The organism is Streptomyces sp. SS7 (assembly GCF_037993025.1).
Lineage (GTDB): Bacteria > Actinomycetota > Actinomycetes > Streptomycetales > Streptomycetaceae > Streptomyces.
The window spans coordinates 4,534,625-4,554,811 of sequence record NZ_CP141223.1; the positions used below are offsets into that span (position 1 = coordinate 4,534,625).

The 20,187-nt window shown below is 72.1% G+C and carries 19 protein-coding genes; 10 read left to right on the forward strand and 9 right to left on the reverse strand.

Annotated elements, in window-relative coordinates; genetic code table 11:
- The first annotated feature begins 231 nt into the window (after positions 1 to 231).
- The 3 genes from U5640_RS20905 to U5640_RS20915 all read left to right on the forward strand — a co-directional run bounded on the left by U5640_RS20905 (position 232) and on the right by U5640_RS20915 (position 3,777).
- Positions 232 to 1,305, forward strand: coding sequence for a substrate-binding domain-containing protein (locus tag U5640_RS20905; RefSeq protein ID WP_340377291.1), 1,074 nt, complete (start codon positions 232 to 234; stop codon positions 1,303 to 1,305).
- A 164-nt stretch (positions 1,306 to 1,469) separates the two neighbouring features.
- Positions 1,470 to 2,615: a sugar ABC transporter permease gene (locus U5640_RS20910; RefSeq protein ID WP_340385233.1), complete on the forward strand. Its 1,146-nt coding sequence runs from the start codon at positions 1,470 to 1,472 to the stop codon at positions 2,613 to 2,615.
- A 145-nt stretch (positions 2,616 to 2,760) separates the two neighbouring features.
- Positions 2,761 to 3,777, forward strand: a complete 1,017-nt coding sequence (locus tag U5640_RS20915) for a sporulation protein (RefSeq protein WP_340377292.1) — start codon at positions 2,761 to 2,763, stop codon at positions 3,775 to 3,777.
- 46 nt (positions 3,778 to 3,823) lie between these two features.
- On the opposite strand, the gene U5640_RS20920 is transcribed toward U5640_RS20915, so the two are convergent.
- Positions 3,824 to 4,213, reverse strand: coding sequence for a luciferase family protein (locus tag U5640_RS20920; RefSeq protein WP_340377293.1), 390 nt, complete (start codon positions 4,211 to 4,213; stop codon positions 3,824 to 3,826).
- A gap of 189 nt (positions 4,214 to 4,402) precedes the next feature.
- Here U5640_RS20920 and U5640_RS20925 point away from each other — a divergent pair, with 189 nt between their 5' ends.
- The 3 genes from U5640_RS20925 (at position 4,403) to U5640_RS20935 (ending at position 5,845) form a co-directional block, all read left to right on the forward strand.
- Complete coding sequence (locus tag U5640_RS20925) at positions 4,403 to 4,855, forward strand: hypothetical protein (protein WP_340377294.1); 453 nt, start codon at positions 4,403 to 4,405, stop codon at positions 4,853 to 4,855.
- Positions 4,856 to 5,006: 151 nt separating this feature from the next.
- Complete coding sequence (locus U5640_RS20930) at positions 5,007 to 5,507, forward strand: DUF6232 family protein (RefSeq protein WP_340377295.1); 501 nt, start codon at positions 5,007 to 5,009, stop codon at positions 5,505 to 5,507.
- Positions 5,504 to 5,845 carry a hypothetical protein gene (locus U5640_RS20935; protein ID WP_340377296.1) on the forward strand — a complete coding sequence of 114 codons (342 nt, stop codon included), beginning with the start codon at positions 5,504 to 5,506 and terminating at the stop codon, positions 5,843 to 5,845. The genes U5640_RS20930 and U5640_RS20935 overlap by 4 nt, the downstream gene beginning before the upstream one ends.
- A gap of 9 nt (positions 5,846 to 5,854) precedes the next feature.
- Here the strand turns inward: U5640_RS20935 and U5640_RS20940 are convergent, their stop codons facing one another.
- Positions 5,855 to 6,640, reverse strand: coding sequence for a TIGR03943 family protein (locus U5640_RS20940; protein WP_340377297.1), 786 nt, complete (start codon positions 6,638 to 6,640; stop codon positions 5,855 to 5,857).
- Positions 6,637 to 7,635 (reverse strand): permease, encoded by a 999-nt coding sequence (locus U5640_RS20945; protein WP_340377298.1) that lies wholly within the window; start codon positions 7,633 to 7,635, stop codon positions 6,637 to 6,639. Before U5640_RS20945 ends, U5640_RS20940 begins: the two co-directional genes overlap by 4 nt.
- 199 nt (positions 7,636 to 7,834) lie before the next feature.
- On the opposite strand from U5640_RS20945, the gene U5640_RS20950 reads away from it, so the two are divergent.
- A complete protein-coding gene (locus U5640_RS20950; RefSeq protein WP_340385234.1) occupies positions 7,835 to 9,700 on the forward strand; it encodes an NAD-binding protein in 1,866 nt (621 codons plus the stop codon).
- 127 nt (positions 9,701 to 9,827) lie between these two features.
- Here the strand turns inward: U5640_RS20950 and U5640_RS20955 are convergent, their stop codons facing one another.
- Positions 9,828 to 11,642, reverse strand: a complete 1,815-nt coding sequence (locus U5640_RS20955; protein ID WP_340377299.1) for a prolyl oligopeptidase family serine peptidase — start codon at positions 11,640 to 11,642, stop codon at positions 9,828 to 9,830.
- A gap of 172 nt (positions 11,643 to 11,814) precedes the next feature.
- On the opposite strand from U5640_RS20955, the gene U5640_RS20960 reads away from it, so the two are divergent.
- The gene (locus U5640_RS20960) at positions 11,815 to 12,624 is read left to right on the forward strand and encodes an SURF1 family protein (RefSeq protein WP_340377300.1); all 810 of its coding nucleotides are present in this window, start codon (positions 11,815 to 11,817) and stop codon (positions 12,622 to 12,624) included.
- Here the strand turns inward: U5640_RS20960 and U5640_RS20965 are convergent.
- The 4 genes from U5640_RS20965 to U5640_RS20980 all read right to left on the reverse strand — a co-directional run bounded on the left by U5640_RS20965 (position 12,594) and on the right by U5640_RS20980 (position 17,059).
- Positions 12,594 to 13,622 carry a hypothetical protein gene (locus tag U5640_RS20965; RefSeq protein ID WP_340377301.1) on the reverse strand — a complete coding sequence of 343 codons (1,029 nt, stop codon included), beginning with the start codon at positions 13,620 to 13,622 and terminating at the stop codon, positions 12,594 to 12,596. The two genes, U5640_RS20960 and U5640_RS20965, sit on opposite strands and share 31 nt — an antisense overlap.
- Before the next feature lie 113 nt (positions 13,623 to 13,735).
- Positions 13,736 to 14,329, reverse strand: coding sequence for a SigE family RNA polymerase sigma factor (locus tag U5640_RS20970; protein ID WP_340385236.1), 594 nt, complete (start codon positions 14,327 to 14,329; stop codon positions 13,736 to 13,738).
- Between the two features lie 400 nt (positions 14,330 to 14,729).
- Positions 14,730 to 15,788 (reverse strand): aspartate-semialdehyde dehydrogenase, encoded by a 1,059-nt coding sequence (locus U5640_RS20975; RefSeq protein WP_340377302.1) that lies wholly within the window; start codon positions 15,786 to 15,788, stop codon positions 14,730 to 14,732.
- Positions 15,788 to 17,059, reverse strand: coding sequence for an aspartate kinase (locus U5640_RS20980; protein ID WP_067256580.1), 1,272 nt, complete (start codon positions 17,057 to 17,059; stop codon positions 15,788 to 15,790). Before U5640_RS20980 ends, U5640_RS20975 begins: the two co-directional genes overlap by 1 nt.
- A gap of 217 nt (positions 17,060 to 17,276) precedes the next feature.
- Between U5640_RS20980 and U5640_RS20985 the strand changes: the two genes are divergently transcribed.
- Together U5640_RS20985 and U5640_RS20990 are read left to right on the forward strand one after the other, a co-directional pair.
- Positions 17,277 to 18,038, forward strand: coding sequence for a response regulator transcription factor (locus tag U5640_RS20985; protein WP_340377303.1), 762 nt, complete (start codon positions 17,277 to 17,279; stop codon positions 18,036 to 18,038).
- Positions 18,035 to 19,396 (forward strand): HAMP domain-containing sensor histidine kinase, encoded by a 1,362-nt coding sequence (locus U5640_RS20990; protein ID WP_340377304.1) that lies wholly within the window; start codon positions 18,035 to 18,037, stop codon positions 19,394 to 19,396. Before U5640_RS20985 ends, U5640_RS20990 begins: the two co-directional genes overlap by 4 nt.
- Here the strand turns inward: U5640_RS20990 and U5640_RS20995 are convergent, their stop codons facing one another.
- A complete protein-coding gene (locus tag U5640_RS20995) occupies positions 19,397 to 19,903 on the reverse strand; it encodes an SgcJ/EcaC family oxidoreductase (RefSeq protein ID WP_340377305.1) in 507 nt (168 codons plus the stop codon).
- Between the last annotated feature and the right edge of the window lie 284 nt (positions 19,904 to 20,187).

The following is a 20,187-nucleotide window of genomic DNA, read 5'->3' on the forward strand; positions in this document are numbered from 1 at the left end:
TCGCGCGAGAGTGCGAACACATCCGCGCCGTGAATTCGATCTGTCCGCGGGCCTCGAGAGGGCCTGCGGGTCCGCCCGCGCTGTTGAACGCGGAACCGGCGGCTTGGCTACGCTGGTCAGCATGCACCCATTAAGGGCAATCCACAGGAATTCGGGCACCGCGCATCCGGGCACCGCGCATCCGGGCACCGCGCATCCGGGCAGCGCCCGAGGAAGCCGGGGTGGAGGCTGATGGGGCGCGGCTCGCTGGCCGTGTCCGTCGCCGCCGCCCTGGCCCTCGTCGGCGCCTGCGGCTCGGGCGGTGGGGACGGCAAGGACGGCGACCCCACCATCGGCCTGCTCCTCCCGGGCGGCGGGGCCTCCCGCTTCGGACAGTTCGACCGGCCCCTGATCGTGAAGGGGGTCAAGAAGCTGTGTCCGTCCTGCCCGGCGGTGCAGGTCGCCGCCACGCCCGACCCCGCGGTCCAGCGGCAGCAGCTCGAGGCCATGATCACCCGGGGGGTGGACGTGCTGGTCGTGGCCGCCGTCGACCCCGAGCTGCTCCGGCCGTCGGTGGTGGCCGCGGAGCGGGCCGGCATCCCCGTGGTCGCCTACGACCGGCTCGCACAGGGCCCGATCTCGGGTTACGTCACCTTCGACGGCGCCGAGGTCGGCAGGCTCCAGGGCGAGGGGCTGCTGAAGGCGATGGGGACGAAGGCGGACGGCGGGCAGATCGTCATGATGAACGGCGCCACGACCGACCCGAACGCCGCGTGGTTCAAGCGGGGCGCCCTCTCCGTCCTCAAGGGCAAGGTGAAGATCGCGAAGTCGTACGACACCGTCAACTGGCGCCCGGAGAACGCCTTCGTCAACATGCGGGGCGCCATCGCCGCGCTGGGCGCCGGCCGCATTGACGGCGTCCTGGCCGCCAACGACAGTCTCGGCGGAGCCGTGATCTCCGCCCTGAACGCCACCGAGGTCAGACCGCTGCCCCCGGTGACCGGGCAGGACGCCGACCTGGCGGCCGTACGGCGCATCGTCAAGGGCGACCAGTACATGACCATCTACAAGCCGTACAGGTCCGCGGCCGACGCCGCCGTCCGGATGGCCGTGGCCCTGGGCCGCGACGAGCCGCTCGGGTCCATCGCCACCTCCACCGTGGACAACGCCACCTCGAAGAACGTCCCGGCGGTCCTGCTGCCGTCCGTGTCGGTGACCGTCGGCACCATCAAGGACACTCTGATAAAGGATGGTTTGTACACCGTCGGTCAGATCTGCACCCCCGCGCTCCGGGCCGCCTGCGCCGAGGCCGGGCTCACCGGATGAGCCCGAGGAAGGAGGTGGGCAGTGCCGGTCCGGTTCCGCCCCGAGGAGGCCTGGCCGTGACGGAGCCCACCCCGGGAGGCGACGGCAGCCCACCGGACGGCGGCGGCCGGTACGGCCGGTACGCCGCCCAGCTCGCGACGTACGCCGCCTCCGTACGCCACCGGTTGCGCGCACGCGATCTCGGCCCCGTGCCGGTCCTGCTCGCCCTCGCGGTGACGTGGGCCGTCTTCCAGTCCCTGAACCACAACTTCCTCTCGCCGCGCAATCTGTCCATCCTCAGCGTGGACATCGTCGGCACCGGCCTGGTCGCCGTCGGCATCGTCTTCGTGCTGCTGATCGGCGAGATCGATCTCTCGGTGGGCTCGCTCGCAGGCCTCGCCGGGGCCCTGTTCGCGGCGCTCAACGTGAACCTCGGGATGCCGGAGTGGCTCGCCGTGCTCATCGCGCTGGCCTGCGGTGCGGCGGCCGGCGGGCTCCAGGGGTTCTCCTTCGCCAGGATCGGCGTACCGGCGTTCGTCGTCACCCTCGCGGGGCTGCTGGCCTGGAACGGCCTCATGCTCTACCTGCTGGGCACGGACACCTCCATCGCCTTCAGCGACAACGGGCTGGTGGCCCAGCTGACCAGCCACTACTTCGGCGACGCCGCCGTCGGCTACGGCCTGGCGGCGCTCGCCACGGCCGGCTACCTCGCCCTCAGCCTGCGCGACCGCAGACGCCGGGGCGCGGCAGGGATGCCGTACCGTCCGGCGGCCGGCATCTGGGTCCGTACGGTCCTGCTCGCGGCGGTGACCTTCACCTCCGTCCATGTCCTGAACCGGTTCGAGGGCCTGCCGCTGGCGCTGCTGATCTTCCTCGCGGTGGTCGTCGTCTCGGACGTCTTCCTGCGCCGCACCCCGTACGGCCGGCAGATCATGGCGCTCGGCGGCGGCGTGGAGGCCGCGCGCCGGGCCGGGGTGGACCCGACCCGGGTACGGATCGCGGTGTTCACGGTGTCGGGGACCCTCGCCGCGCTCGGCGGTCTGTTCATCGCCTCGCGGCTGACGTCGGCGAGCCAGGTGCCGGGCTCCGGGATGCTGCTGATCAACGCCATCGCCGCCGCCGTCATCGGGGGCACCAGCCTGTTCGGCGGGCGGGGGTCGACCTGGTCCGCGCTGCTGGGGGTGCTGATCATCCAGTCCATCGCCTCGGGCATGGCGCTGCTGGGGGTCGGATCACCGGTTCAGTTCATGATCACCGGCGGGGTGCTGTACACGGCGGTGATGCTCGACTCCGTGACCCGCCGCTCGGCGGAGACCCACGGGCGGGCCTGAGGCCGGCGCCGAGGGGGCAGCCGCAGCGGGGCGATTTTCGGTCGATCCCCGCCGGACGGGTGACGACCGCCGTCCCGGGCGCCGCCTCCCGACCTATGCTGCTTCTACGTTGCTGTAGAAATCACGTGAAGGAGTGGACGCCACGATGGTGTTCAAACGACTGCTCGGCTCGCTCGGCGTGGGTGGTCCCACGGTCGACACGGTCCTCGACCCCACACCGGTCCGGCCCGGCGGGACGCTCACCGGGCAGGTCCACCTCCAGGGCGGCAACGCCGACCACGACATCGAGCACATCACCCTGGAGCTGGTGGCCCGGGTCGAGGCCGAGCACGGGGACGGCGAGAGCGAGGGGACCGTCGTCTTCGAGCGGGTCACGGTCGGCGGCGGCTTCCGGCTCGGCGAGGGCGAGCGGCGCAGCGTGCCGTTCGGCGTGACCCTGCCGTGGGAGACGCCCATCACCGAACTGTACGGGCAGGCGCTCGGCATCGTCCTCGGGGTGCGCACCGAGCTGTCCGTGGCCGGCGCCAGGGACAAGGGCGACCTCGACCAGCTCACCGTCGCCCCCCTCGCGGCCCAGGAGCACATCCTGGAGGCGCTGGGCCAGCTCGGCTTCGGCTTCAGGTCGGCGGACCTGGAGTACGGCCGGATCGGCGGCACCGGCCAGCAGCTCCCCTTCTACCAGGAGATCGAGCTGACCCCGGCCCCGCAGTACGCCCAGCAGATCAACGAGATCGAGCTGACCTTCCTCGCGCACCCCGGCGGCCTGGAGATCGTCCTGGAGGCCGACAAGCGGGGCGGGTTCCTCGCCGAGGGCCGGGACGTGCTCACCCGGTTCAGCGTCGGGCACCACGACCTGCGGGACTGGAACACCGAAGTCGACGGCTGGATCCGCCAACTGGCCGAACACCGGGCGTCGTACCCCTCGTACGGCTCCTCGTACGGCTCCTCGTACGCGCCCTCCCACGACCCGCACGCCTACGACGGACACGGGCACGGGCACGACGGTCACGGCGAAGGACACCGCTCCTCCGGCCCCGGCATCGGGACCGCCGTCGCGGCGGGCGCGGCGGGGCTCGCCGTCGGTGTGGTCGGCGGCATGGTGGCGGCGGAGGTCGTCGACGAGGTCGGGGACTTCTTCGAGGGCGACGAGGAAGAGGACTGAGCGCCGCGGGACCAGGAGGACCGAGGACCGATCCCCGCGGACACCCCTACAGGGACTCGCGGTGGGCGAGTGCCGTCTCCAGCCGGTCGTTGCAGCGGGCGGAGGAGGCGGCGGGGGTGTCCGGCCGCTCCTGGTGGGCCCGCAGGGCGGCGCTCATCAGGGTCATCAGCAGGTTCACGTCCGACTCGCACTCCAGCCGGACGGTCACCCAGTGCGAGCCGGGGACCAGCCGGATCGCGGTGGAGCGCCGCAGGTCCCGCTCGTAGCGGCGGATCGCCCGGGCCGTGAGGTACAGGTCCACCCTGCGCTCGGTGTGGAAGTGGGCGATCTCGCCACCGGCCGAGCCGAGTGCCCGGCCGGTGCCGCAACTGGACCGGACCTCCGTGAGGTCCGGCCAACTCGCCAGCTGTGCCAGGGCGTGCCAGGCCGTCGTCATAGGCCCATCATGGGGTGCTCACCGCACGGACACCAGGGTTTGAGGGAGACGTAACCGCGACGTAGCGCCCCGGCTCGGCACGGTGGCGGGGCTCACCGCCGTGGCACGGGACGTCGGCTGAACAGCCGGAGACCGGCTCTCGTACTCCTGGGAGACCGATCCGATCCCCCAGTCGCGTACGGAGTCCCGATGCGCCGTCCCGTCCGTCGTCTTCTCGGAGTCCCGGTGTGCGCGCTCACCGCGGCGCTGCTGCTCGCCGGGTGCGGCGGCGGCTCGGGGAACGGCGGCGAGGAGCGCACGGCCGCGTCGAAGAGCGCCGCGCCGACCGCCCGTCCGATGACCCTGGAGGCGATGGGCAAGGCCGTCGGCTGTACGACCGCGCCCCAGGAGGCGGGCAAGACGCTCGACTTCCGGCAGGGCGTGTGCAAGTCGGCGGACGCCCAGTTCGTGCTGCTGACCTTCGACAAGGCCGAGGGCCAGCGCGCCTGGCTCGACACGGCGATGATCTACGGCGGGGTCTACCTCGTGGGCGACCGCTGGGTCCTGTCGGCCGATCCGCGCTCGGAGATGGAGAAGCTGCGCGGGGAACTCGGCGGCAAGATCGAGGAGTCGCCGTACGGCGCGAGCCCCGCCGCCTCCTGACGCCACCCGGCCGGTCAACTCGGTCATCGGCGTCCCCCGGGACGCCCGAATGAATCAGTTTGAGTGAATAACTGGCAAATGCCGTAGGCCGGTTGCGCCCGCCCCTACTGTCCATCCAGTCGCCGCCATCACCGAACAGAGGAGGCCGGCTGTGGTGCAAGTACGGGTCAACGAAGGTGTGCTGTGGGTGGAGGGAGAGGCCTACCCCCTGCGCAACATCTCCCATGTCGGCCAACGGGTGCTGGAGGTCGACCGGCGCGCGGCCTGGAAGCGGTTCATCCAGCGCTCCCTCATCTGCTTCTTCGTCGGCGGACTCATCGGTGCCGGCGCGGGCACCTACGGCCTGATCATCTGGCTCGCCGTGCAGGCCCTCCTGATCTGGCAGCTCGTCAAGCTCCTCAACAAACCGACCCTGTACGGCCTCGTCCTCAACACCTCCGGCACCCAGCGCGACGCCGTGTGGTCCACGGACCGCAGCGAGATCACCTACCTGGTCGGCGAGATCACCAAGGCGATCGGCCACCCGGACATCGCGCAGATCACCTACAACGTCCAGCACGCCGTGCACGGCGACATCATCAACCAGTACGGCGACAACAACGTCGGCAAGAACCAGCACAGCGGTTCCGGGAACATCGTGGGGTCGCGATGAACGGCGACCACATCCAGCAGTACGGCTCGGGCAACCTCGGCAAGGTCGTGCACAGCGGCTCGGGCGACATCGTCACCGGCGGCAAGCACACGGCGGCGGGACCGGACGCGCGGGCGGCGGCCCTGGACACCCTCCTCACCGAGCTCCAGGCCCTGCGCCACCACCTCGACGACGGCCGGCGCGCGGAGGTCGACGCGGCCGTACGGGAGATCGGCGCCCACCCGTCCGGCGAGGGGTTCCGACAGGTCCTGGAGCGGATCGCCGGGATCGCCGCCGTCCTCGGCGCCGTGGGCACCCCGGTCGTCTCCGCCGTCATGGCGCTGATGGGCGCCTCGTGAAGCGGGCGGTCAGTTGTTGTACGACTCGTCGTACGGGTCCCGGGGCTCCGGCGTCGGTGCGGCCGCGGTGATCTTCAGGTAGGGGATGGGGCCGTTGTTGACGGGGTCCCGGGTCGACCGGGGGGTGTAGGTGCCGGTGACGGTGAGCCAGGTGTCGGGCTGCAGCACCGGGGGGATGGCGCCGGTCAGGGCGACCTTGACGGGCTGGGCGTCCGCGGCGCAGCAGTTGAGGGCCATGCGGACCAGGTAGGGGGTGCCGTCGTGGTCGAGGGCGATGAATCCGGTGAGCCGGACGGTGCGGCCCTCCAGGGTGCGGCCGTGGTCGTACACCGCGCGGCCCGCGTAGTCGACGAGACCGAGGGGCAGCGGGTCGGTGGCCGGGAGGGCCGGGTAGGCGAGGGGTTCCTGGAGGGCCGTACCGGTGCGGGTCGCGCTGTAGGAACCCAGGGCGGGCGGGGCGACCAGGATCAGGGCGAGGAGGGGGAGCACGAGCAGCCAGGAGATACGGGGTTCGGGGTGCGCGCCGTGCCGCTCCTGCTCCCGCTCCTCGTGCGTCTCCCCCTCCCCCGGCTCCCCCAGCTCCTCCCGCTTCTCGTGTTCTTCCCGCTCCGACTTCCCCCTGCGCCACTCGTACCAGGCCGTCGCCAGCGCCGCGACGATCAGGACCGCCCCGGAGGCCAGCAGCAGCGGTTGCAGGCCCGCCTTGACGTAGCGGAGGTAGAGGTCGGTGGTGCCGGCGTGCAGGAGGGCCGCGCCGAGCAGGAACAGGACGGCGGCCTGGGACTGTCGGTTCACAGCAGCACCGCTCCTGTCAGTACGGCCGAGGCGATGGCCAGGACGAAGGTCATGGGGGCGAAGCGCAGGGCGAAGCCACGGCCGAAGGTGCCCGCCTGCATCGCGAACAGCTTGAGGTCGATCATCGGGCCGACGACCAGGAACGCGAGCCGGGCCGTCAGGGAGAACTGGGTGAGGGACGCGGCCACGAAGGCGTCCGCCTCCGAGCAGATGGACAGGATCACCGCGAGCAGGGCGAGCGCCAGGACCGCGACGACCGGGTTGCCGGCCGCCGTGCGCAGCCAGCTCTCCGGCGCGACCGCCTTCAGCGTGGCCGCCGCCATCGCGCCCACCACCAGGAACCCGCCCGCGTGCATCACGTCGTGCCGCACCGAGTCCCAGAACGCGGCGCCCTTCGTCTGCCCCTCGTGATGCGCGTGCGCCGGGGGCCGCATCCAGTCCGTGCGGCCCACCCGCTGCCACAGCCAGCCCATCGCACACGCCACCAGCAGGCTCGCGACGAAGCGGCCCAGCACCATCTCGGGGTTCCGGGGGAAGGCGACGGCCGTCGCGGTCAGCACGATCGGGTTGATGGCGGGGGCGGAGAGGAGAAAGGCGAGCGCCGCCGCGGGGGTCACGCCCCGGCGGACCAGCGCCCCCGCGACCGGCACCGAGGCGCACTCGCAGCCCGGCAGGACCGCCCCCGCCATCCCGGCGACCGGCACCGCCAGCGCGGGACGGGAGGGCAGCGCACGGGCGAAGAACGACGGCGGGACGTACACCGCGATCGCCGCCGACAGCAGCACGCCCAGCACCAGGAACGGCAGGGCCTGGATCACGACCGCCACGAACACGGTCGTCCAGCTCTGCATCACCGGCGCGGACAGGGCCCGGCGGATCGGGCTCTGGAGCAGCACCAGCAGGAGCAGCAGCAGGGTCAGGGCGAGTGGGGAGGTCAGTCGGCGGGGCTCCTCGGCCGGCGCTTCGGCCTCTGGGGCCGCCTTGGTGATGGCCACGGGTCCGGCACCTCCGCGTTCCGTGCTGTTCTGGCTGATCCCTGTTTCCCGCATTCCCTCCCCTTTTCTACGGTGCCGGGGTGCCCGGTGTTCACAGCGGGGCCCCGTCCGTGGAACCCCGGGTCCCGGTGCGGCAGTCTTCTCCCTCGTGGGGAGCGTTCCGAATCAGGGCAGCGCGGCGGGTGACACCGGCGCGCACATGGTGGTGTGCGGCGACGACGGGCTCGCGCACCGGCTCGCCGCCGAACTGCGCGGGGTCTACGAGGAGCAGGTCACGCTCGTCGTGCCGCCCGCCGAACGCTCGGTGCGGCCGCCGGTCGTCGGGCGCGCCCGCGCGGTGTCCGCGGCGCTGCTCGACCGGGTGGTGAGCGCGGCCGTCAGCCGGGCCGCCGGCAACGGCACGGCGGCCGCCCCGGCGACCGGTGAACCGGGCAACGGACAACGGACGTTGGAGGCCGTGGAGCCCACCGAGGCGGTGCTCGCCGAGGCGGGCGTGGAGCGGGCCGACGCGCTGGCCCTGGTGTACGAGGACGACGAGACCAACATCCGCGCGGCCCTCACCGCCCGCCGGCTGAACCCCGACCTCAGACTCGTCCTGCGCCTGTACAACCGCCGTCTGGGCCTGCACATCGAGGAACTCCTCGACCAGGCGGCCGCGTTGGCCGTCGGCGGCGGTCCGGCGGCCGGCAGCGACGCCTCGACCACCGTGCTGTCCGACGCCGACACCGCCGCGCCCGCGCTGGCCGCCTCGGCCGTCGCCGGCACCACCAAGGTCGTCCAGACGGACCGGCTGCTGCTGCGCGCCGTCGAACGCGCGCCGGGTGAGCCCGCGAGCGGGCGCCCCACCCTCGCGCTGCTGTCCGCGAACGCCGCCGACCCCGCCTTCGCGGACGGTTCCGAGAGCAGCGGCGAACAGGGGCCGCTGCTCCTGCCGGACGCGCGGGCGGTGCGGGAGGCGGCCGGGCGGCGCGGGTCGGTGGAGCTGGAGCAGGTGACGTACGCGAGGCGCCCCGCTCCGCAGACGGGCCGGGGTCTCGGGGCGATGGTCCCGATCGGCATCCTCTTCTCCCGGCGGCTGCGGCTGTCGCTGGCCGGTCTCGTGGGGTGTGTGCTCGCGCTGGCGGTGGCGCTGTGGGTGGTGACCGGGATCCATCCGCTGGGCGCGCTGTATCTGACCCTGCTGGACCTGTTCGCGATCAACGACCCGGCGATCGGGGCGAGTACGGCCCGTCAGGTGCTGCAACTGCTGTCCGGGCTGATGGGGTTGCTGCTGCTGCCGGTGCTGCTGGCGGCGGTGCTGGAGGCACTCGGGACGTTCCGGGGGGCGGGGTCGCTGCGGCGGCCGCCGCGCGGGATGGGCGGCCATGTGGTGCTGCTCGGGCTGGGGAAGATCGGCACCCGGGTGCTGGTGCGGCTGCGGGAGCTGAACATCCCCGTGGTGTGCGTGGAGGCGGGGCCCGAGGCGCGGGGGCTCGCGGTGGCGCGGCGGCTGCGGGTGCCGGTGGTGCTGGGGGACGTCACCCAGGAGGGGGTGCTGGAGGCGGCGAAGATCCACCGGGCGCACGCCCTGCTGTCGGTGACCAGCTCCGACACGACGAACCTGGAGGCCGCGCTGTACGCCCGGACGCTCCGGCCCGATCTGCGGGTGGTGCTGCGGCTGTACGACGACGACTTCGCGACCGCCGTGTACCGCACCCTGCGGGCGGCTCACCCCCAGGCGCTGACCCGGAGCCGGAGCGTGTCGCACCTGTCGGCGCCGTCGTTCGCCGGGGCGATGATGGGTCGGCAGATCCTGGGGGCGATCCCGGTGGAGCGCCGGGTGCTGCTGTTCGCCGCGCTGGGGGTCGGCGAGTGCGCCCGGCTCACGGGCCGGACGGTCGGGGAGGCCTTCCGGGCGGGCATGTGGCGGGTGCTGGCGCTGGACACGGGCGAGGGCGGCGACGGACTGGTCTGGGACCTGCCCGACACCTATGTCCTGCGGGACGAGGACCGCGTGGTCCTGGCGGCGACCCGGCGGGGCCTGGCGGAGCTGCTGGGCCGGCGGGGACGAGGGTCGGGCCTGTAGAGGTGGGCCGGGGACGGGTTTCACTCACCCCCGCCGGCGGGGTGCCGCTGCGCCCACCGGTGCCGCCCCAGGGGCGCGGGGAACTGCGCGACCAGCCCCCACGCGCCCGCACCAGGCGACGCACCCCTTACTTCACGTACCGCTCCGCGAACTCCAGTTCCAGCCGCACCTGCTTGATCCGCTCGTCCACCACGAGTGACCCGTGCCCCGCGTCATAGCGGTACACCTCGTGGACCGCGCCCCTCGCCTCCAGCCGCTTGACGTAGTTGTCGATCTGGCGGATCGGGCAGCGCGGGTCGTTGATGCCCGCCGAGATGTACACCGGTGCCTTGACGTCGTCGACGTACGTCAGGGGCGAGGACGCCTCGAAGCGGTCCGGCACCTCCTCGGGGGTGCCCCCGAGCAGCGTGCGGTCCATCGCCTTCAGCGCCTCCATCTCGTCCTGGTAGGCCGTGACGTAGTCCGCGACCGGCACCGCCGCGATCCCGACCGTCCACGCCTGCGGCTGGGTGCCGAGGCCGAGGAGGGTGAGGTAGCCGCCCCAGGAGCCGCCGGTGAGGATCAGCCGGGCGGGGTCGGCGAGTCCCGAGCCCACCGCCCACTGCCGTACCGCCTCGATGTCCTCCAGCTCGATCAGGCCGACCCGCACCTTCAGCGCGTCCGTCCAGGCCCGCCCGTACCCCGTCGAGCCGCGGTAGTTGACCCGGATCACCGCGTACCCGTGGTCGACCCAGGCCGCCGGGGCCGCCGCGAAGGCGTCGCTGTCGTGCCAGGTCGGGCCGCCGTGGATGTCGAAGACGGTCGGCAGCGGCCCGGTGGCACCGGCGGGCTTCTGGACCAGCGCGTGGATCCGGCCGCCGGGGCCCTCCACCCACACGTCCTCCACGGCGACCGAGCCCGGTGACTTCATGCCGGGCGGGTCCAGGACGACCTGACCGGTCGTCGAGCGGACCACCGGCGGCTCGGCGGCCGAGGACCACAGGTACTCCACGCTGCCGTCCGGCCGGGCCGTCGCCCCGGAGACCGTGCCGCGCGGGGTCGGGACCCGCTCCAGGGCGCCGCCCGCCAGGTCGTACCGGAACAGCTCGCTGCGCGCCTCGAAGCTGTGGGCGATGAGCAGCCCGGAGCCGTCCGGGTACCACTCGGCGCTGACGTCGCCCGGCAGGTCCAGCGCCAGGTCGGTCTCCTCGCCCGTGGCCACGTCCCACACCAGCGGCTCCCAGCGGCCGCGCCGCTGGTGCCCGATGAGCAGCCGGGTGTCGCCGTCCACCGGGGCGAAGCCCAGCACCTCGAGGCCCAGCTCCTCGGTGCCGCCGGCGGTGTCGTCCAGCTCGGCGACCTTCGTGCCGTCCGGGCGCAGCACCCGCAGCGCGGAGTGCATCGCGTCGCCGTGCTCGGTGTGCTCGATCGCGATCAGCGTGCCGTCGTGGGAGAGGTCCCCGACGCCCGCCGACTCCCGGTGCCGGTACAGCTCGAAGGGCGCCTCGCCGACCCGCGCCACATGGATCGTCGTCCCCTCCTCGTCGGTCGAACGGCCCACGACCGCCGTGCGCCCGTCGCGGCCGAGCGCGAGACCCGCCGGGTACGAGGGGTCGAGGCCGGGGGTGGCCAGTTCGTCCTCGCCGCCCTCGAAGGGCTGCCGGCGCCAGACGCCGAACTCGTCGCCGTCCTTGTCGTCGAACCACCAGATCCACGCGCCGTCCGGGGAGAGCACGCCGTCCGTCGTGCCGTTCGCCCGTTGGGTCACCTGCCGCTGCTCGCCGGTGGCCCGGTCCCAGGCGTACAGCTCATACGTACCCGTCGCATTGGAGACGAACAGGGAACGGTCAGGCGTGTCCTCCGCCCAGTCCGGCAATGACACCCTGGGCGCCCTGAAGCGCTTCTCCCAGTCCGGCATCTCCTCGTACCGCCCCGGCGCGGCGGACCCGTAGCTCTCAGTCATGGACCCATACTGCCCGCCCTCGGCGACAAACGACCGCCACGGGACCCGGCCTGTGGATAACCTTTACATCCGTGCAGGTCAGGCGAGTGTCGGTGGTGACTGCACCGACCGCTGGGCGAGGGTCGCCCACCCCGCGCCCGGACAGCGCGGCCGTGCCACGTACCGTGGTGGCGTGTACCGGTTCCTGCTGACGCCCCGCTGGTGGGGGATCAACGTCTTCGTGCTGCTGGCCATCCCCTTCTGTGTGTTCATGGGTTCCTGGCAGCTGAGCCGGTTCGAGGCGCGGGTCGACGACCACCGGACGGCGAAGGCACAGGCCGAGACCGACCGCGAGGAGGCGGCCCGCCCGCTCGCCGAGCTGCTGCCCGTGGACAAGGCGACCGTCGGCAAGCAGGTCACCGCCACCGGCCGCTACGGCAGGCAACTGCTGGTCCCCGGCCGGGAGCTGGACGGGAAGAGCGGCTACTACGTGCTGACGCTGCTGCGCACCGACGGCGGCGAGGCCCTGCCCGTCGTCCGCGGCTGGCTGCCCGGCACGGCGGACGCCGCGAAGGCCCCCGCGCCGCCCTCCGGCGAGGTCACCGTGACCGGCTCCCTCCAGGCCTCCGAGCAGCCGGGCGACAACGGGGTGAGCGCCCGGGGCGGCCTGCCGTCCGGCCAGACCGCCGCGATCAGCGCGGCGTCCCTGGTCAACCTGGTCCCGTACGACGTCTACGACGCCTGGGTCACCCTGGACACCGCCGACGGCGGGATGAAGGCGGTGCCGGTGAGCGCGGTCCCGGACACCGGGCTGGACCTGAAGGCGTTCCAGAACCTGGGCTACACCGGCGAGTGGTTCGTCTTCGCCGGGTTCGTGGTGTTCATGTGGTTCCGGCTGCTGCGCCGTGAGGTGGAGTTCGCGCGGGACGCGGCCCTCGGGATCGCTCCCGAGGGGTCCGAGGCGGTGCCGGCTCAGGAGGGCGCCAGCACGCCCGTCCGGTAGATCGTGCCCGCACAGGCGTTCGGCACGGTCGCGGAGACCGTCGTTGCCCCGTCGTCCGCGGTGTAGGTCACGACCACGCTGCCGTCGGCGGTGCCGTCCTCGGTGAACAGCTGGGTGGTGGCGCCGGCGGAGGTGTCCCCCGTGGTGCCGGTCTGCTCGCTCGGCGACGGGGAGGGCGAGGACTCGCCCCCGGTGCTGCCGCCGGTGCCGCTCGTGGTGGGACAGGTCTCGGTCGGCTGCCAGGCGAACTTCACCTCGTACGCGGACCCCGGCGCGAGGGCGTACCCGGTGACGTAGAGGGAGGGGTCGGGCAGGCCTGCCGCCGCGTCGCCGGAGGCGTGCTGCACCACGGTGATCTTCGTGGGGTCGGCCGCGCCCTGGGCGGTCGGGGTGAGGGTGACCGCGCCGACGACGGTACAGGCCGTGGCGGAGACGTTGGCGACGCGGAAGGTGCCGTAGACGATCCCGGCGGAGTCCGCGCCCGCGACGTTCGCGGTGGCGGAGCCGAGCTGGGAGGCGGTGCAGGCGGGGGCGGCCTGGGCGGTGGAGGTGGAGGACTCGCTGCCGCTGGAGGCGCCGGTGCTGCCCGTGCCCTTGCTCTCGCCGGTCTCGGTGCTGCCGCTCCTGCCCTGCTCGTCGGTCTTGCCCGAGGAGTCGCCGACCTTGCCGCCGGTGGTGCCGTCGGGGCCCTTGCCCTGGCTGGTGCCGCCCTGGGCCTGGGAGGCCTGACCGGCGATGGCGGGGTTGGCGTCGGAGCCTCCGGCCGCGGAGACGTGCAGCACGGCGGGGACGGCGGTGCCGACGAAGAGCGCCGCGGCGGCCATGCCGACGGCGGCCTGCCGCTTGCGGGCCCGGCGGGCGGGAACGGCTCGGCGCAGGTGGTTCAGCGTGCCGTCGCGCGGTTCCATCTCCCGGACGGCCTGGTGCAGCATCCGGCGCAGTGCCAGCTCGTCCGAGTCGAGCCCGTCGGGACCCTGGTCGTCGAGGTGGTGGTTCACGGTTTCGTTCCCAGCGTGCGAGTGCTTCGGATCGTCTGTCTCCGGCCGCGTCGGCTCGTGCCATGCGTACGGTTCGTGGCGCTCGTGCGAGTCGCGGCCCTCGACCCCGTTGTTCACGCCGCCGCCTCCATCGCGATGCGCAGGGCGGCTATGCCGCGGGAGCCGTACGCCTTGACCGATCCGAGGGAGATGCCGAGGGTCTCGGCGACCTGGGCCTCGGTCATGTCGGCGAAGTAGCGCAGGACGAGGACCTCGCGCTGGCGGCGCTGGAGGCCCTTCATGGCCTTGATGAGGGAGTCGCGCTCCAGCTGGTCGTAGGCGCCCTCCTCCGCGCTGGCCATGTCCGGCATCGGCTTGGACAGCAGCTTCAGCCCGAGGATGCGGCGGCGCAGGGCGGAGCGGGAGAGGTTGACGACCGTCTGGCGGAGATAGGCGAGGGTCTTCTCCGGGTCGCGGACGCGTTTGCGCGCGGAGTGGACCCGGATGAAGGCCTCCTGGACGACGTCCTCGCAGGAGGCGGTGTCGTCGAGGAGGAGGGCGGCGAGACCGAGCAGCGAGCGGTAGTGGGCCCGGTAGGTCTCGGTGAGGTGGTCGACGGTCGTGCCGGCGGCCACGGCGTCCTCGGCGGAGGCGGGCTGCTCGGCGCCGTCACGCTGGCTGGGGAGGCGGGTGGGCCGCGCCGCGGGCATGGGCGCGATCACCGGCATGCCGCCGGGCGCCCCGGCGAACCGGGGTCGGAGGACGGCACGAGCCAGGGGGAGTTCGAGTACCTCTGCCACGCCAGTTGGACACACGTCCCCCCGCGGAGGTTGTACGTGCCGGGCGTCACTTTTCCGTCGGACGAGGCCACGCCTACCCGTCTCATGTGTCCCGCTCTTCCCTTGTATCCCATATGAACGGGCGTCCCCACGCCCGGATCACGGCGTCCCCACGCCGGGACCGCAAAGACGCTCCCCGCCCTGTGCGCGGTTGCACAGAACGGGGAGGAAGTCTTCGGCAATCTTCAGACGACAACGCTGTCCGACACAAGTATCTGAGCCATCGACCGGCTCACACTTTGCCATGGCCCTGGCCAGGGCTTTTGCCGGACCGTTCCTGACCCGCGGGTCAGTTGCGCTCGGCCGCCAGCAGCTCGGCGATCTGCGCGGCGTTCAGGGCGGCGCCTTTGCGTAGATTGTCCCCGCAGACGAACAGCTCCAGGGCGGTCGGGTCGTCCAGGGCCCGCCGGACCCGGCCCACCCAGGTCGGATCGGTGCCGACGACGTCGGCGGGCGTGGGGTACTCCCCCGCCTCCGGGTTGTCGAACAGGACGACCCCGGGCGCGGTGGCGATGATCTCGCGGGCGCCGGCCACGGTGACCGTGTCCTGGAAGCGGGCGTGCACGGTGAGGGAGTGGGTGGTGACGACCGGCACCCGGACACAGGTCACGGCCACCGGCAGCTTCGGCAGTCCGAGGATCTTGCGGGACTCGTCCCGCACCTTCATCTCCTCCGACGACCAGCCGTCCTCGCGCGGCGTCCCGGCCCACGGTACGACGTTCAGCGCGACCGGCTCCGGGAACGGCCCGGTGTGCTCGCCGACGGCCCGCCGCACGTCCCCGGGGCTGGTCCCCAGCTCGGTCCCGGCGACCAGCGCGATCTGCTGCCGGAGCGTCTCCACCCCGGCCCGGCCGGCCCCGCTGACCGCCTGGTACGAGGAGACCACCAGCTCGCGCAGCCCGTACGCGGCGTGCAGCGCGCCCAGGGCGACGATCATCGACAGGGTGGTGCAGTTGGGGTTGGCGACGATCCCGCGCGGCCGGACGCGCACGGCGTGCGGGTTGACCTCGGGGACGACGAGGGGCACGTCCGGGTCCATGCGGAAGGCGCCGGAGTTGTCCACGACGACCACGCCCTTGGCGGCGGCGACCGGCGCCCACCGCGCGGCGACCTCGTCCGGGACGTCGAACAGGGCGAGGTCGACCCCGTCGAAGGCCTCCTCCGACAGGGCCGTGACCTCGACCTGCTCGCCGCGCACGGCCAGCTTGCGGCCGGCCGAGCGCGGTGAGGCGACGAGCCGGATCTCGCCCCAGATGTCCGCCCGCTGGGACAGGATCTGGAGCATGACGGTGCCGACGGCTCCGGTCGCCCCCACGACCGCGAGCGTCGGCCGGCTGATGGCGGGCATCAGCGCCCGGTGCCTCCGTAGACGACGGCCTCGTCGCTGTCGGAATCCAGTCCGAAGGCGGTGTGCACGGCGCGCACGGCCTCGTTGACGTCGTCGGCGCGAGTGACGACCGAGATCCGGATCTCGGAGGTCGAGATGAGCTCGATGTTCACCCCCGCGTCGGACAGGGCGGTGAAGAAGTCCGCGGTGACGCCGGGGTTGGTCTTCATGCCCGCGCCGACCAGCGAGATCTTGCCGATCTGGTCGTCGTAGCGCAGCGAGTCGAAGCCGATGCCCTCCTTGTTGCGCTCCAGGGCGTCGATGGCCTTGCGGCCCTCCGCCTTGGGGAGCGTGAAGGAGATGTCGGTCAGCCCGGTGGAGGCGGCGGACACGTTCTGCACGATCATGTCGATGTTGATCTCGGCGTTCGAGATCGTCCGGAAGATCGCGGCGGCCTCGCCCGGCTTGTCCGGCACGCCGACGACCGTGATCTTGGCCTCGGAGGTGTCGTGCGCGACACCGGAGATGATGGCCTGCTCCACCTTGCGGTCCCCAATCGGCTCACTGCTGACCCAGGTGCCCTGAAGTCCGCTGAAGCTGGACCGCACATGGATCGGGATGTTGTAACGGCGGGCGTACTCCACACAGCGGTGGAGCAGCACCTTGGAGCCGGAGGCCGCGAGCTCCAGCATGTCCTCGAAGGCGATCCAGTCGATCTTCCGGGCCTTCTTCACCACCCGCGGGTCGGCGGTGAACACACCGTCGACGTCGGTGTAGATCTCGCAGACCTCGGCGTCGAGCGCGGCGGCGAGGGCGACGGCGGTCGTGTCGGAGCCGCCGCGGCCCAGGGTCGTGATGTCCTTCTTGTCCTGGCTGACACCCTGGAACCCGGCGACGATGGCGATGTTGCCCTTGTCGAGGGACTCCCGGATGCGGCCCGGCGTGACATCGATGATCCGGGCTTTGTTGTGGACCGAGTCGGTGATGACGCCTGCCTGGCTGCCGGTGAAGCTCTGGGCCTCGTGGCCCAGGTTTTTGATCGCCATCGCCAACAGGGCCATGGAGATCCGCTCTCCGGCGGTCAGCAGCATGTCGAACTCACGCCCGGCAGGCATCGGTGACACCTGCTCGGCGAGATCGATCAGCTCGTCCGTCGTGTCGCCCATCGCGGAAACGACGACGACCACCTGGTGGCCGTTCTTCTTCGCTTCCACGATCCGCTTGGCGACGCGCTTGATGCCCTCGGCATCGGCTACGGAGGAGCCTCCGTACTTCTGCACGACAAGGCCCACGTGCGCTCCTCGCTCAGTTTGTCTTCATTCCGCACATACGCCCTTGTACTGCGGTCGGCTCAGTCTAACGAGCACCCGAAATCCACCCCCCGAGTACCGCATCGTGAGATGTGATCGCGCTGCGCCGGACGCCCGTTCGCAGACTTCCCTTCCCACTGAAACGCAAGTGATAGCTGTGAATTAAGTTTCAAGCAGTTCTTCGCACTATCGTGCGGCTGTGCACGTACTCCTGGTGGAAGACGACGAGCCGGTCGCCGAGTCGCTGCGGCGCGGCCTGAGGCGCTACGGCTTCGAGGTCGACTGGGTCACCACGGGCGCCGCCGCCCTCGCCCACCGCGACCCCTACGACGTCGTCCTGCTGGACCTGGGGCTGCCCGACACCGACGGCCTCGACGTGTGCAAGGCGCTGCGCGTGCGCGGGAACGTGCCGATCATCGTGATCAGCGCGCGCAGCGACGAGACGGACCGGGTGGTCGGCCTGGAGCTGGGCGCGGACGACTACGTCTCCAAGCCCTTCGGGGTCCGCGAGGTCATCGCGCGGATACGGGCCGTGATGCGGCGCGCGCAGCCCCGTACGGCCGCCGAGAGCGGTCCCGACCGGTACGGCGCACGGCTGACGATCGACCGCAAGGCGGCCCGGGTGCACGTGGACGGCGCGGAGGTCGCCCTCGCGCCCAAGGAGTACGACCTGCTGGCCTTCCTCACCGAGGAGCCGGGCGCGCTGATGTCCCGCGAGCAGATCATGGAAGCGGTCTGGGACGCGAACTGGTTCGGCCCGACCAAGACCCTGGACGTGCATGTGGCGGCGCTGCGGCGCAAGCTCGCCGATGTCGTCACCATCGAGGCGGTGCGCGGGGTGGGCTTCCGGCTGGAGATCGCCAAGGAGTCCAAGGGGTCCAAGGAGTCCAAGGGGTCCAAGGAGAGCGAGGAGAGCGAGGACGGCAAGGGCGAGGACGGCAAGGGCGCCGAGGTCACGTGAACCGGCAACTCATCCGCAGCTACATCCTGCTCGTCGCGGTCGCCATCCTGCTGTTCACGGTGCCGGTCGCCTTCACGCTCACCAAGCAGCTCCGCGACGACACCGAGCTGTCGGTACGGCGCGAGGCCGCCACCATGGCCCTGCTGCTCGGAGGCGGCGACAGCATCTCCTGCGAGGCGCTGACCGAGGTGGCCAGGGCCTACCGCCAGGAGACGCCCGGCGAGGTCCAGGTCACCCCCACCGGCAGCTGCACCCCCGATCTGCCGCGCCCCGCCGAGGACGCGGCGCTGACCCGGGCCGTGGAGAAGAACGAGGCGACCACCGACTGGGGCTCCGACTTCATCTGGGGCAGGCAGCTCAAGGTGACCGTCCCCGCCGAGGGCGGCGCGGCGGCCGTACGGATCGTCTACTCGACGTCGGACATGACCCGGCGCCTGTGGTCGATCTGGGGCTTCCGGGCCGGGCTCGCGGTGTTCGTCCTGGCGGCGGCGGCCGCGATCGGCGCGTACGCCGCCCGCCGGATCACCGCGCCCCTGCGCGAACTCAACTCCATGGCCAGCAAGTTCAGCGACGGAGATCTGACCGCCCGCTCCCCGGTGACGGGCCCGCCCGAGACCCAGACCCTCGCCCGCACCCTCAACCAGGGTGCCGAACGCCTGGACACGCTGGTCGCCTCACAGCGCATCTTCGTCGCGGACGCCTCCCACCAACTCCGCACCCCGCTCACGGCATTGCGGCTGTCGCTGGACAACATCGCGGACGGCGTGGACGACGAGTTCGTACGGGAGGACGTGGAGCAGGCCACCGCCGAGGTCGTCCGGATGAGCCGGCTGGTGAACGGCCTGCTGGTGCTGGCGCGGGCCGAGGCGAAGGTCACGGACGCGGAGCCGCTGCCGCTGATGGACATCGTGGACGAGCGCCTCACGGTGTGGAGACCGGCCGCCGACGAGCGCGGAGTCACCATCGCGCTCAAGGGGAGTGGCGTCGACGGCCGGCCGTCTGTGCTGGCCAGCCCCGGTCACCTGGACCAGGTGCTGGACAACGTCCTGTCGAACGCGCTGGAGGTCTCGCCGGACGGCGGGACGATCACCGTACGGCTGGAGACGGGCTCCGGCGCGCGCGAGGTGGTCCTCTCCGTCGCGGACGGGGGACCCGGCATGTCGGACGCGGAGAAGTCCCGCGCCTTCGACCGCTTCTGGCGCGGTCAGGGCCTGACCGGGCGCTCCGGCTCCGGCCTCGGCCTCGCCGTCGTCAGGCAACTGGTGACCGACGACGGCGGGACGGTGGCCCTGACGGACGCGCCCGGGGGCGGGCTGTGCGTCCGGATCACGCTCCGGGCGGCACAGCGCGGGGGATGATCAGCCCTCCGGCATGGCGGACGAGTGGTGGTTCACGATGAGCCACTTGCCGCCGCGCTTCTCGTACTCGTAGGTGTAACGGGCCTCCACGGCACGCTTCTTGCCGGTGGCCGGGTCCGTGAGCGTGAACTCGTAGACACCGGAGTCGAGGGCGGAGTTGCCGTCGAGGACGTTGATGTGGGTCTCGATCTTCTTGCCGACCGGCTTGTTCTGGAGGAAGTGCTCCATGTAGTCGACGATGCCGGCGCGGTCCGTGCGGACCTTGTTGGAGAGGGTGGGCAGCAGGACCGCGTCCTTCGCGTAGCGGTTCGCGACCTTCTGCGGGTCGCCCGTCCGCAGCGCGGCGTTCCAGCCGTCGAACAGGGCGGCGATCTGCTTCTTGCTGGGCTTGTGGGTCCGGTGGGCCTTCTCGGGGCCGGCCGCACTGACCCCCGCCGTCACCGTGGCGGCGGTGACGAGGGCGGTGGCGGTGACGAGTGCGGCGCGTATGCGGGTCTTGCGGGTCATCGCAACTCCTGTGCGGATGGGGCCTGTTGGGATGACTCAAGACTCGCGTCCGGTCGGTAAGGGCCCGTGCAGCGGTCGTACAGGGGACGTCCAGGACGCGCCCAATTCTCCGATGCCCCAGTCTCAGACGCGCCCCATTCTCAGGCATCCGCTCCGACGCCGGCTCCGGCTCCGGCCCGTCGGCCCCTGAGCAGACCGGCCCCGGCCCCGAGCGACTCGGGAGAAGTGCCTTCATGACGGGAGCCGTTCGGGATGCGGTGACCGGTGACTTCTGCTTGCGCAAC

What these genes read in the sequence shown, in the direction of transcription:
- U5640_RS20955 (WP_340377299.1), bottom strand. Translation starts at nt 11,642, where the DNA reads ATGACTGAGAGCTACGGGTCCGCCGCGCCGGGGCGGTACGAGGAGATG.
- U5640_RS20975 (WP_340377302.1), bottom strand. Translation starts at nt 15,788, where the DNA reads ATGCCCGCCATCAGCCGGCCGACGCTCGCGGTCGTGGGGGCGACCGGA.
- U5640_RS20905 (WP_340377291.1), top strand. Translation starts at nt 232, where the DNA reads ATGGGGCGCGGCTCGCTGGCCGTGTCCGTCGCCGCCGCCCTGGCCCTC.
- U5640_RS20925 (WP_340377294.1), top strand. Translation starts at nt 4,403, where the DNA reads ATGCGCCGTCCCGTCCGTCGTCTTCTCGGAGTCCCGGTGTGCGCGCTC.
- U5640_RS20970 (WP_340385236.1), bottom strand. Translation starts at nt 14,329, where the DNA reads ATGCCGGTGATCGCGCCCATGCCCGCGGCGCGGCCCACCCGCCTCCCC.
- U5640_RS20950 (WP_340385234.1), top strand. Translation starts at nt 7,835, where the DNA reads ATGGTGGTGTGCGGCGACGACGGGCTCGCGCACCGGCTCGCCGCCGAA.
- U5640_RS20920 (WP_340377293.1), bottom strand. Translation starts at nt 4,213, where the DNA reads ATGACGACGGCCTGGCACGCCCTGGCACAGCTGGCGAGTTGGCCGGAC.
- U5640_RS20935 (WP_340377296.1), top strand. Translation starts at nt 5,504, where the DNA reads ATGAACGGCGACCACATCCAGCAGTACGGCTCGGGCAACCTCGGCAAG.
- U5640_RS20915 (WP_340377292.1), top strand. Translation starts at nt 2,761, where the DNA reads ATGGTGTTCAAACGACTGCTCGGCTCGCTCGGCGTGGGTGGTCCCACG.
- U5640_RS20995 (WP_340377305.1), bottom strand. Translation starts at nt 19,903, where the DNA reads ATGACCCGCAAGACCCGCATACGCGCCGCACTCGTCACCGCCACCGCC.